This window comes from Pantoea sp. C2G6 (genome assembly GCF_051336815.1).
Taxonomy (GTDB): Bacteria; Pseudomonadota; Gammaproteobacteria; order Enterobacterales; family Enterobacteriaceae; genus Pantoea.
The window spans coordinates 25,158-36,556 of record NZ_JBGMNJ010000010.1 but is presented as its reverse complement, the minus strand read 5'-3'; the positions used below and the strand labels follow the sequence as shown (position 1 = coordinate 36,556).

The following is an 11,399-nucleotide window of genomic DNA, read 5'->3' as shown; positions in this document are numbered from 1 at the left end:
GATGGCATGATCTGAAGCGCGTTAGCGGGCACCGCCGCTGGTAAGCCAGAATGGTGACTGTTTCAGCGCCTGCGTCGCCAGCCAGGCTAATCCTGATGCCTGCTTTTCATGAATCGCCGACAGCAGCTGTTGCCACGGCTCCAGCCAGCTGGCCACGGTTTCAGGCGCATAAGAACCGGCCAGCAGATGTACCGTCAGCAGCTGGCGCGCCAGGCGCATGGCTTTATCCTGATACTCATTGGGCTGCTTCACCGTGCTGAAGGTCTCGCGCAGATCGGCATTAACCCGGCTCAGCATGATGTCGCTGAAGCGTTTAAACGAACCCTGTAGCTTGGCTTCGCCTTTGGCGTCGATCCACTGACGCCACTGCGATTCCGCCAGCCAGTGGGTCAGCGCCAGCTGCGTCTCCACTGAGAGGGAGGATAAACAGAAGGTGGCGGCGACCTGTTCTTCGTTCACCAGCGTCTCTTCCAGCGTGGTCAGCTGCTGACGCAGGGCGCTGCTGGCTTTGCGTGGTACCAGCGCACCAAACAGGCTGAACGCCTGACGCAACAGATCCAGCGCTTCACGCACCGCGTCCTGCGCCGCAGCGTTGCCGCGCAGCCAGACCTCTTCATGATATTGCCAGTGGCTCAGGCCGGCTGACATCGCAGCGACCATGCCCTGCTCCACCGTGGCTTTAGGACCCGCTTTCAGCAGCGGGAACGGGCGAATCTGACGCGGCGGATTCCCCTGCGCCAGCTGATAGCCGCGTGCCGCTTTGCTCAGGCTGCCCATACGCAGGCCGCCCAGCGCCACCAGCTGCTGTGCAAAGGCCAGCAGGTCATGACGTTCGCCACGTTTTAGCTCCAGTTCAATTTCGCACAGCGGTTCGCTGAACGCGCCCGCCGATACCTCACCCTGATCAAAGGCCACTTCAATCTCGCTGTTACCGGCGGTGATCAGCCAGATTTCGCGCCGGAAATGGGTGGTGAACAGCGGTTGCAGACGCTGTTGCAGCGCCGCAATATCGGTGCCCTGCGGCCAGATCTCAGCGGGCAGGCGCGCGATGTCGAGCGTGGGTTCGCTCAGCTCAACATTATATTCAGGGCGCTGATGCAGTCCGCCCAGGGTTTTGCCGGCCGCTTTCAGCGTCATTTCATAGCGTTGATCGACGCCACGGATGCGTAATCCCATATCCCAGCGTCGCAGCTGGTTGTCGTCGGTCTCAAAATAGATGTTGGTCAGCTCGCGGGCCGCCTGATGCTGATGGGGCAGCGTGGAGAAGAGTTCAGCCAGTTTCCCGGCCGCCTCTGGAGAAGCAATGAACTTTAGTTCGATTTCGATGGTCATAATTTTTTATTCACTACGCCGCTGGCACTTAAGAGAGATTTCCTGCATATTTCAGGCGATTATCAGCAGGTTACTCACGCTGTCGCCTGGAGGGCAAGGGGTTATCAGGCGAAGATTAATGCACAGAGGCCGCGCTGTCTCTGCTTTCTTTGCGCTTTCGCAGACCTTTTCGCACTCTCATGAGACCAGGATAGTTCTCATTCAGATTTATGCGAGGCCTCTCCAGACTGTGCCGGTAAATTTTTAGTCAGATTAAGCCAAACGAAATCGAATGAAAAAAATCACACTCGCTGGAATCACTTTGCTGGCCCTCAGCACCCTTGCACCTGCCCACGCCGACGAAAAACGCTACGTTTCTGATGAACTCTCAACCTGGGTACGCAGCGGACCCGGCGATCAGTTCCGGTTGCTCGGCAAGCTGAACGCCGGGGAAGAGGTGCAGCTGCTTCAGACCAACAATGAGACCCATTATGGCCAGATCCGTGATTCGGAAGGCCGCACCACCTGGATCCCACTGTCGCAGCTCAGCGCTGAGCCGAGCCTGCGCACCCGTGTGCCGCAGCTTGAGCAGCAGGTAAAAGATCTGACCGCCAAACTGGATAACATCGACAACAGCTGGAACCAGCGCACCGCAGAGATGCAGAACAAAGTCGCCAGCAGCGACAGCGTGATCAACGGACTGAAGGGCGAGAATCAGAAGCTGAAGAATGAGCTGATCGTCGCGCAGAAGAAAGTCAGTGCCGCCAATGTTCAGCTGGATGACAAGCAGCGCACCATCATCATGCAGTGGTTTATGTATGGCGGCGGCGTGCTGGGCGTTGGCCTGCTGCTGGGTCTGTTACTGCCGCATATGCTGCCGCGCCGCAAGAAAAGCGACCGCTGGATGAACTGACCCGCTTCTGCCGGCTTTCCAAAGGGAGGATCAGTCGATCCTCCCTTTGGCATGTCTGCAATCTGGTGAAACTGTGTAACAATAAAGTGAAATGTTCCGCTGAGGTCAGGCGCGGGACAGGCCATTTCTTTCTCTCTGGAGTTTTACGTGAAGACGTTTCTTGTTGGCGGTGCGGTGCGCGATGCGCTGCTGAACCTGCCGGTTACAGACAAAGACTGGGTGGTGGTCGGCACCACGCCCGAAGCGATGCTCGAACAGGGCTATCAACAGGTCGGTCGCGATTTTCCCGTTTTCCTGCATCCAGCCAGCCGCGAAGAGTATGCGCTGGCGCGGACCGAGCGGAAAAACGGGAAAGGCTATACCGGATTCATCACCTGGTCGGCACCGGATGTGACGCTGGAGCAGGACTTACAGCGTCGCGATCTGACCATCAATGCTATCGCTCAGGATCAGCATGGCGCGCTGGTTGATCCCTATCACGGCCAGCGTGATATTACTCATCGCCTGCTGCGCCACGTCTCTGACGCCTTTAATGAAGATCCGCTGCGGGTGTTACGGGTGGCGCGCTTTGCCGCGCGCTTCGCCCATCTCAACTTTCGTATCGCCCCTGAAACCCGGCAGCTGATGCAGCAGATGGCCGCCAGCGGCGAACTGGCGAATCTGACCGCCGAGCGGGTCTGGAAAGAGACGGAAAAAGCGCTGAGCACCCGTAATCCCCAGGTCTATTTTCAGACCCTGCGCGACTGCGGCGCGTTACAGGTGCTGTTCCCTGAGCTGGATAATCTGTTTGGCATTCCCGCGCCGATCAAATGGCACCCGGAGATCGATACCGGTGTGCATACGCTGATGACCCTGACCCTGGCCGCCGCCCTCTCGGAGTCGATCGACGTGCGCTTCGCCACGCTGTTTCATGACGTAGGCAAGGCACTGACGCCGCCAGCGCTGTGGCCCAGCCATCCGGGACATGGTCTGGCGGGTGTGCCGCTGGTGGAGGCGATTTGCCAGCGGCTGCGCGTCCCCAACGCGATTCGCGATCTGGCGCTGCTGGTGACCGAGTTTCACGATGTGGTGCATACTATTGAACGGCAATCACCGGCGGCGCTGGTCGCCCTGTTTGACCGGGTTGACGCCTGGCGTAAGCCACAGCGCATTGAACAGCTGGCGCTGACCAGTGAAGCTGACGCGCGCGGCCGTGGCGGGCTGGAAAGTATGGCCTATCCGCAGGGCGACTATCTGCGGCGTGCGTTTGCCCTGGCCCTGGCGGTGCCGACCAAAGCGGTGATCGAGGCGGGGTTCAAAGGTGCGGCGGTACGGGAAGAGTTAACGCGACGGCGCATAGCGGCCGTCGCGCAGGGTCTGGCGATCGGGCAACCTGACTAACAGGCTCCCTGAGGTTTACATGAAGAGGGCGTAAACCGCAGCCGCCACGATAAAGCGGTAGATGGCGAACGAGACAAAAGAGATGCGTTTGATCAGCTCAAGGAAGACTTTAATCGCAATCATCGCCACGATAAACGCGGTGATAAAGCCTACCGCGAACATCGGGAAGTCCGCCATCGTCAGGAAGCCGATGCTCTTGTACATATCCAGGACGGTCGCCCCCATCATCATCGGCACCGCGAGGATGAAAGAGAACTCAGACGCCGCGTAGCGGCTCACGCCCATCAGCATCCCGCCAGAGATGGTCGCACCAGAGCGCGAGAAGCCCGGCCACAGCGCTAAACACTGGAAGCAGCCAATCATAAACGCCTGACGATAGGTAATATCATCGACGCCCACCGCTTTCGGCTGCTTTGGCTTGAGATACTCCGCCGCCAGCAGCAGAACACCGCCGACCACCAGCGCATACATCACGTTGATGGGATTAAACAGCGTTTTGATCTGATCGTGCAGCACCAGACCCACCACCACCGCAGGCACCATACCCAGCAGGATATGGATCAGCGACAGACGCCCGCTACCTACACCTTCATGTTTAACTTCACCGAAGTGGATGCCGATCAGCCCAAACAGACGCCGCCAGAACATCACCACCACGGCCAGAATCGACCCTAACTGGATCACTACTTCAAAGGTCTCTGCTTTATCACCCTCAAAGCCCAGCAGGTGACCCACTATAATCATGTGCCCTGTGGATGAGACCGGTAAAAATTCGGTCAGCCCTTCCACAATGCCCAGGATTGCAGCTACCCAAAGCTGATGAATATCTGCCATCAAATGTTCCCTCTATCCGTTTTAAAACCATTAAAAAGGCGGTAGCCCGTCGCTATCGCCTCAAATCATGCCGCTATTAGCCTGAATTAAACCTTAAGGTTTAAACAATTTCGCCTGCTGTAACGAAACGGCATAGGCTATGACAGAGAGTAATTTGGTTTGGTTTCATTGTGATGGCAATCACATCCAGGTTATTTAGGAATAGTCCCGCGCTCAATTCGCACGCCAACCTGCGCCGCCTGGGCAACAGCGCCCGGTTTGCTTACCTTTATACGCACGCCAGGCGAATTGAAACGGTTCATCAACAGATCCGCGATTTCTTCAGCAACCCGCTCAACCAGGGCAAAACGCCCGCCATTCAGATGCGTCAGGATCGCCGAGGCGACATCGGCATAGCTCAGACAATCGTTCACGTCATCACTGCTGGCCGCCAGGCGGTTATCCCAGGCCATTTCGACATCGAGCACCAGCTTCTGCTGTATGCCCTGCTCCCAGTCGTAAACGCCAATGGTGGTGAACACGGTGAGTTGTTCTATAAATACAATATCCATGATGAGCTTCTCTGTTTTTGGCCGAGCCGGATACCACTTCCGGCGGATTATGCGTATTATCCATGGTTGATGAGATCAAAACGACCCTAAAGGGAACGGTACGGTGTTATGAGTGCTTTCGCGCTTGGTATGATTATTTTCGCGTATCTTTGCGGCTCGATTTCCAGTGCGATTCTGGTGTGCAAACTCGCTGGCCTGCCCGATCCCCGCACCCACGGCTCAGGTAATCCCGGCGCGACCAATGTGCTGCGTCTGGGCGGTAAAGCGGCCGCGGCCTGCGTGCTGGTGTTTGATGTGCTGAAAGGGATGGTGCCGGTCTGGCTCGCCTGGCTGATGCACGTCACGCCGTTCTATCTTGGCCTGACCGCCATCGCCGCCTGCCTCGGCCATATCTACCCGGTGTTCTTCCACTTCCGCGGCGGTAAAGGCGTGGCAACAGCGTTCGGAGCGATTGCGCCGATTGGCTGGGACTTAACCGGTCTGGTCACAGGCACCTGGCTGCTAACGGTTCTGCTCAGCGGCTACTCCTCGCTGGGAGCCATCGTCAGCGCGCTGATTGCGCCCTTCTATGTCTGGTGGTTCAAACCGCAGTTTACCTTTCCGGTTTCGATGCTCTCCTGCCTGATCCTGCTGCGCCATCACGATAATATTCAGCGGCTGTGGCGCGGTCAGGAAGGTAAGATCTGGAAGCGGAAAAAGAAATCTCAGCCATAAAAAAAGCCGGTAAGCCGGCTTTTTTCGCATCAGATGGCGGGCAGTTCCGCCAGCGGCCAGCGCGGCCGCACGCTGACGCTCAGCTCGCCCCGCGTACCACCTTTTAATCGCACCATCCCCGCATAGGCGATCATCGCGCCATTATCGGTACAGAACTCAGGGCGGGCGTAGAACACCTCACCGCCACGCTTCTGCATCATCACCGCCATCTGCTCGCGCAGGGTACGGTTGGCGCTGACGCCGCCCGCAATCACCAGTCGCTTAAAGCCGGTCTGATCCAGCGCGCGCTTGCATTTGATCGACAGCGTATCCACTACCGCATCTTCAAAGGCGCGGGCGATGTCGGCACGGGTCTGGGCATCGTCCTGATTCGCGCGAATCGTATTGGCGGCAAAGGTTTTCAGCCCGGAGAAGCTGAAATCCAGGCCGGGACGATCGGTCATCGGACGCGGGAAGGTGAAACGTCCGGCCGTGCCCTGCTGCGCCATTTTCGACAGCATCGGACCGCCGGGATAGTCGAGACCGAGCAGCTTCGCCGTTTTATCAAAGGCTTCACCTGCCGCGTCATCGATCGATTCACCCAGCAGTTCATATTCACCGACGCCGGTGACGCTAATCAGCTGGGTATGGCCGCCCGATACCAGCAGCGCGACGAACGGAAATTCCGGCGGATTCTCTTCCAGCATCGGTGCCAGCAGATGGCCTTCCATATGGTGCACCGGCACGGCGGGCACTTTCCAGGCAAACGCCAGGGCGCGGCCAATGGTGGCACCGACCAGCAGCGCACCGACCAGTCCAGGACCCGCCGTGTACGCTACCGCATCAATCTGCTGCGGCTTCAGTCCGGCCTCTTTCAGCGCCGCCTGGATCAGCGGCACGGTTTTCCGCACGTGATCACGTGAGGCCAGTTCCGGCACCACACCGCCATAATCGGCATGCAGTTTTACCTGGCTGTATAGCTGATTAGCCAATAATCCAGCCTCGTCATCATAAATTGCGATGCCGGTTTCATCGCATGACGTTTCAATACCCAGAATTCGCATTGCATCACCTCATTCTTGCGGCGCGCAGTTTACCACAGCAATCGGATGTGCAGCGCGGGCATCCGCCGTAAAAAGTCATTTTCTGTCGGCTAAAGAGTGCGCTATACTCCCGCCCCTGGAAAAACCGGCAGCCGCACAGGCAAACGCTCCTGTTGGTTTCAAATTATCCATGGTGCTTTACAAACCAACTTGAGTTGGAGTAAAATGCTGCACCATTTTGAAATGTGCTGGCGCCGCAGTCAGCAGCAAAAACCGAATTTTATCGAGGTGAGAGTTACATGCCGGTAATTAAAGTACGTGAAAACGAGCCATTTGACGTAGCACTGCGTCGCTTCAAGCGTTCATGCGAGAAAGCAGGCGTTCTGGCTGAAGTTCGTCGTCGTGAGTTCTATGAAAAACCGACTACCGAACGTAAGCGCGCTAAAGCGTCAGCAGTTAAGCGTCACGCCAAGAAACTGGCTCGCGAAAACGCACGCCGCACTCGTCTGTACTAAGTCGTTTCGGAGGTTCGCCTCCACCGCGTGATCCACGCAGACAGAGTCAAGTAAAAGGCCGTGCTTTCCGAAAGGAAGCGCGGCTTGTTGCCGTTTATGAGCTGAAAATCTGGGGCGTATGGCTGGACGAATTCCACGCGTATTTATCAATGATTTACTTGCCCGCACGGATATCGTGGATCTTATTGATGCCCGCGTTAAGCTGAAAAAGCAGGGTAAGAATTTCCATGCGTGCTGTCCTTTCCATAATGAAAAAACGCCCTCTTTCACCGTAAACGGCGAAAAACAGTTTTATCACTGTTTCGGCTGTGGCGCACACGGCAACGCTATCGACTTTTTAATGAACTTTGATCGTCTGGAGTTTGTTGAAAGTATTGAAGAGTTAGCCACCTCCCACGGTTTAGATGTGCCCTATGAAGCCGGTAGCGGTCCAAGCCAGATGGAACGCCATCAGCGCCAGAGCCTCTATCAGCTGATGGAAAACCTGAACGGTTTTTATCAGCAGGGTTTGCAGCAAGCCAGTGCGCAGCCCGCACGCGATTATCTTGATCGCCGTGGACTGAGCGCCGACATCATCAATCATTTCGCTATTGGTTATGCGCCTGCCGGCTGGGATAACGTTCTTAAACGTTTTGGTAAGCAGTCGGAAGACCGAGAATCGTTGATGGAAGCGGGTATGCTGGTCAGCAATGACAAAGGCCGCACCTATGATCGGTTCCGCGACCGCGTCATGTTTCCGATTCGTGATAAGCGTGGCCGGGTAATTGGTTTTGGTGGCCGCGTGCTGGGCAACGATACGCCGAAGTATCTGAACTCGCCAGAAACACCGATTTTCCATAAAGGCCGCCAGCTCTATGGCCTGTATGAAGCAGTAAAAAACCATCCTGAACCCGCCCGCCTGTTAGTGGTCGAGGGATACATGGACGTGGTTGCGCTGGCGCAGTACGGCATCGATTACGCCGTCGCGTCGCTGGGCACCTCAACCACCGCTGAGCATATTCAGCTGCTGTTTCGCAGTACCGACACGGTGATCTGCTGTTACGATGGCGACCGTGCGGGTCGTGAAGCGGCATGGCGTGCGCTTGAGACCGCATTACCTTACATGAATGATGGTCGTCAGCTACGCTTTATGTTTTTACCCGATGGTGAAGATCCCGACACGCTGGTGCGTAAAGAGGGTAAAGACGCCTTTGAAGCGAGGATGGAGCAGGCGATGCCGCTCTCTTCGTTTCTGTTTGATAGCCTGCTGCCGCAGGTGGATCTGAGTTCGCGCGACGGTAAAGCGCGTCTGAGTACGCTGGCTTTGCCACTGATTACGCAGATCCCCGGTGAGACCTTACGTATCTATCTGCGTCAGGAGCTGGGGAATAAGCTGGGCATTCTTGATGACAATCAGCTGGAGAAGCTGATGCCCAAAGCGGCGGCGAGCGGAACGGCGCCGGTTGCGCCACCGCTGAAACGCACCACTATGCGGGTGCTGATTGCGCTGCTGATCCAGAATCCGCAGCTGGCGACGCTGGTGCCCTCGCTGGATGGCTTGTCTGAGTCGAAAATGCCGGGTTTACCGCTATTTATTGAATTAGTGGGCCGTTGTAATGAGAATCCTGGATTGACGACAGGACAGCTACTAGAGTTATACCGCGGGACAAATTTTAGTCAGACGCTTGAAACACTGGCGATCTGGAACCACATGATAGTAGATGAAGAAGCCGAAGCGGTATTTCAGGATTCGCTGGCCAGAATCTACGATTCTGCTCTTGAAGAGCGTCTGGAATTTTTGATTGCGCGGGAACGCACCCAGGGACTGAGCGCTGATGAGCGCCGTGAACTCTGGACACTCAGTCAGGCTTTTGCCAGAAAATAACGATTTTTAGCACGCTGCCTGTTCTGACAGATGAAAGGGCAGCTTGCGCGTTTCAGTGCCACTGGTTGTTTCGCCTCCGTGAGTAATACCGGAATCCGAAATAGCCAGCAGCACAAAGATTTAAGGCCGTCGGCGTCGACGCCAGTCTGGTCACTGCCAGCGCACAGCTCCCGGAGCGTACTGAAGTACGTGAGGAGAGCGAGCACTGCCAGGGAGCAGAATGGCAAGTAAGCCAGGCCCATAGCACCAAAATTTATACAAGCGGCTTAAGTGCCGATTACTGTTGGGCAAAGCCCACGCCGCGACGAAGGCAGCGGCAAGAACTAAATGCCTTCACTGCTTATTGTTGGCTTGCTGCCGACCGACACCAATCTAATTTAACAGAAGTGTGGATACCGTCTTATGGAGCAAAACCCGCAGTCACAGCTCAAGCTTCTTGTCACCCGTGGTAAGGAGCAAGGCTATCTGACCTATGCTGAGGTCAATGACCATCTGCCGGAAGATATCGTCGACTCCGATCAGATCGAAGACATCATCCAGATGATTAACGACATGGGTATCCAGGTGGTGGAAGAAGCCCCGGATGCCGACGATCTGATGCTGAACGAAAACAGCTCCGATACCGATGAAGATGCCGCGGAAGCTGCCGCTCAGGTACTCTCCAGCGTGGAATCTGAAATCGGGCGTACCACTGACCCGGTCCGCATGTATATGCGTGAAATGGGTACCGTCGAACTGCTGACGCGCGAAGGCGAAATCGACATCGCGAAGCGTATTGAAGACGGTATCAATCAGGTTCAGTGTTCCGTTGCCGAATACCCTGAAGCCATTACTTACCTGCTGGATCAGTACGACAAAGTGGAAGCAGGCGAATCACGCCTCTCCGACCTGATCACCGGTTTCGTCGATCCTAACGCGGAAGAAGATCTGGCCCCAACGGCAACGCACGTGGGCTCTGAGCTTTCTGAAGCCGATCGTAATGACGATGAAGAAGAAGATGAAGAGAGCGATGACGACAGCGCCGACGACGATAACTCAATCGACCCGGAACTGGCGCGCGAGAAGTTTTCTGACCTGCGTAAGCAGTATGAAACCACCCGCTCAGTGATCAAAAGCAAAGGTCGCAGCCATGCTGCCGCCGTTGCGGAAATCCAGAACCTCTCTGACGTCTTCAAGCAGTTCCGCCTGGTACCGAAGCAGTTCGATTACCTGGTTGGCAGCATGCGCACCATGATGGAACGTGTCCGTACTCAGGAACGTCTGATCATGAAGCTCTGTATTGAAGTGTGCAAAATGCCGAAGAAAAACTTCATCACGCTGTTTACCGGCAATGAAACCAATGAAAGCTGGTTCAAAGCGGCGCTGGCGATGAACAAGCCGTGGTCTGAGAAGCTACTGGAAGTGCAGGATGACGTCATGCGCTCCCTGCAAAAACTGGCGCAGGTTGAAGAAGAGACCGGCCTGACCATTGAGCAGGTCAAAGATATTAACCGTCGCATGTCGATCGGTGAAGCCAAAGCGCGTCGCGCCAAGAAAGAGATGGTGGAGGCGAACCTGCGTCTGGTGATTTCGATTGCGAAGAAATACACCAACCGCGGTCTGCAATTCCTTGACCTGATTCAGGAAGGTAACATTGGCCTGATGAAAGCGGTAGATAAGTTTGAATATCGCCGTGGTTACAAATTCTCGACCTATGCGACCTGGTGGATCCGTCAGGCTATCACCCGCTCTATCGCCGACCAGGCACGTACCATCCGTATTCCGGTGCATATGATTGAGACCATCAACAAGCTCAACCGTATTTCACGCCAGATGCTTCAGGAGATGGGCCGTGAACCGACGCCGGAAGAGCTGGCTGAGCGCATGCTGATGCCAGAAGATAAAATCCGCAAGGTGCTGAAAATCGCCAAAGAGCCGATCTCCATGGAGACGCCGATTGGTGATGATGAAGATTCACATCTGGGCGATTTTATCGAAGACACCACGCTGGAGCTGCCGCTCGATTCTGCGACCTCAGAGAGCCTGCGTTCAGCGACCCATGACGTGCTGGCTGGCCTGACCGCGCGCGAAGCGAAAGTGCTGCGTATGCGTTTCGGTATCGATATGAACACTGACCATACGCTGGAAGAAGTGGGCAAACAGTTCGACGTTACCCGTGAGCGTATTCGTCAGATTGAAGCCAAAGCACTGCGTAAACTGCGCCATCCGAGCCGCTCGGAAGTGCTGCGCAGCTTCCTCGACGATTAAGTCAGACAAAAACCCCGGTTCGCCGGGGTTTTTTATGCCTGCTGATCA

At 55.9% G+C, this 11,399-nt stretch carries 10 protein-coding genes; 6 read left to right on the top strand and 4 right to left on the bottom strand.

The features are described 5' to 3' along the window. Nucleotides 1-21 precede the first annotated feature (21 nt). Complete coding sequence (locus ACCW71_RS14190; RefSeq protein WP_436372354.1) at nucleotides 22-1,332, bottom strand: inorganic triphosphatase; 1,311 nt, start codon at nucleotides 1,330-1,332, stop codon at nucleotides 22-24. Nucleotides 1,333-1,603: 271 nt separating this feature from the next. Here ACCW71_RS14190 and ACCW71_RS14185 point away from each other — a divergent pair, with 271 nt between their 5' ends. Together ACCW71_RS14185 and ACCW71_RS14180 are read left to right on the top strand one after the other, a co-directional pair. After that, the gene (locus tag ACCW71_RS14185) at nucleotides 1,604-2,224 is read left to right on the top strand and encodes a TIGR04211 family SH3 domain-containing protein (RefSeq protein WP_436372353.1); all 621 of its coding nucleotides are present in this window, start codon (nucleotides 1,604-1,606) and stop codon (nucleotides 2,222-2,224) included. Between the two features lie 147 nt (nucleotides 2,225-2,371). Then, on the top strand, nucleotides 2,372-3,604 hold the full coding sequence (locus tag ACCW71_RS14180; protein WP_436372352.1) for a multifunctional CCA addition/repair protein: 1,233 nt from the start codon (nucleotides 2,372-2,374) through the stop codon (nucleotides 3,602-3,604). Between the two features lie 15 nt (nucleotides 3,605-3,619). Here the strand turns inward: ACCW71_RS14180 and bacA are convergent, their stop codons facing one another. Together bacA and folB are read right to left on the bottom strand one after the other, a co-directional pair. After that, the gene (gene bacA, locus ACCW71_RS14175; RefSeq protein ID WP_436372350.1) at nucleotides 3,620-4,438 is read right to left on the bottom strand and encodes an undecaprenyl-diphosphate phosphatase; all 819 of its coding nucleotides are present in this window, start codon (nucleotides 4,436-4,438) and stop codon (nucleotides 3,620-3,622) included. A 191-nt stretch (nucleotides 4,439-4,629) separates the two neighbouring features. Next, a complete protein-coding gene (folB, locus tag ACCW71_RS14170) occupies nucleotides 4,630-4,989 on the bottom strand; it encodes a bifunctional dihydroneopterin aldolase/7,8-dihydroneopterin epimerase (protein ID WP_436372348.1) in 360 nt (119 codons plus the stop codon). 108 nt (nucleotides 4,990-5,097) lie between these two features. Between folB and plsY the strand changes: the two genes are divergently transcribed. After that, nucleotides 5,098-5,703 carry a glycerol-3-phosphate 1-O-acyltransferase PlsY gene (plsY, locus tag ACCW71_RS14165; RefSeq protein ID WP_436372346.1) on the top strand — a complete coding sequence of 202 codons (606 nt, stop codon included), beginning with the start codon at nucleotides 5,098-5,100 and terminating at the stop codon, nucleotides 5,701-5,703. Nucleotides 5,704-5,732: 29 nt separating this feature from the next. Here the strand turns inward: plsY and tsaD are convergent, their stop codons facing one another. Continuing rightward, entirely contained in the window at nucleotides 5,733-6,746 is a 1,014-nt protein-coding gene (tsaD, locus tag ACCW71_RS14160) for a tRNA (adenosine(37)-N6)-threonylcarbamoyltransferase complex transferase subunit TsaD (RefSeq protein ID WP_436372344.1), read from the bottom strand. A gap of 278 nt (nucleotides 6,747-7,024) precedes the next feature. Here tsaD and rpsU point away from each other — a divergent pair, with 278 nt between their 5' ends. From rpsU to rpoD, 3 genes are all read left to right on the top strand, one after another. Further along, on the top strand, nucleotides 7,025-7,240 hold the full coding sequence (gene rpsU / locus ACCW71_RS14155) for a 30S ribosomal protein S21 (RefSeq protein WP_001144069.1): 216 nt from the start codon (nucleotides 7,025-7,027) through the stop codon (nucleotides 7,238-7,240). A gap of 118 nt (nucleotides 7,241-7,358) precedes the next feature. Beyond that, nucleotides 7,359-9,104: a DNA primase gene (gene dnaG / locus ACCW71_RS14150; RefSeq protein ID WP_436372343.1), complete on the top strand. Its 1,746-nt coding sequence runs from the start codon at nucleotides 7,359-7,361 to the stop codon at nucleotides 9,102-9,104. A 402-nt stretch (nucleotides 9,105-9,506) separates the two neighbouring features. Continuing rightward, the gene (gene rpoD / locus ACCW71_RS14145) at nucleotides 9,507-11,351 is read left to right on the top strand and encodes an RNA polymerase sigma factor RpoD (protein WP_436372341.1); all 1,845 of its coding nucleotides are present in this window, start codon (nucleotides 9,507-9,509) and stop codon (nucleotides 11,349-11,351) included. Nucleotides 11,352-11,399: the final 48 nt, after the last annotated feature.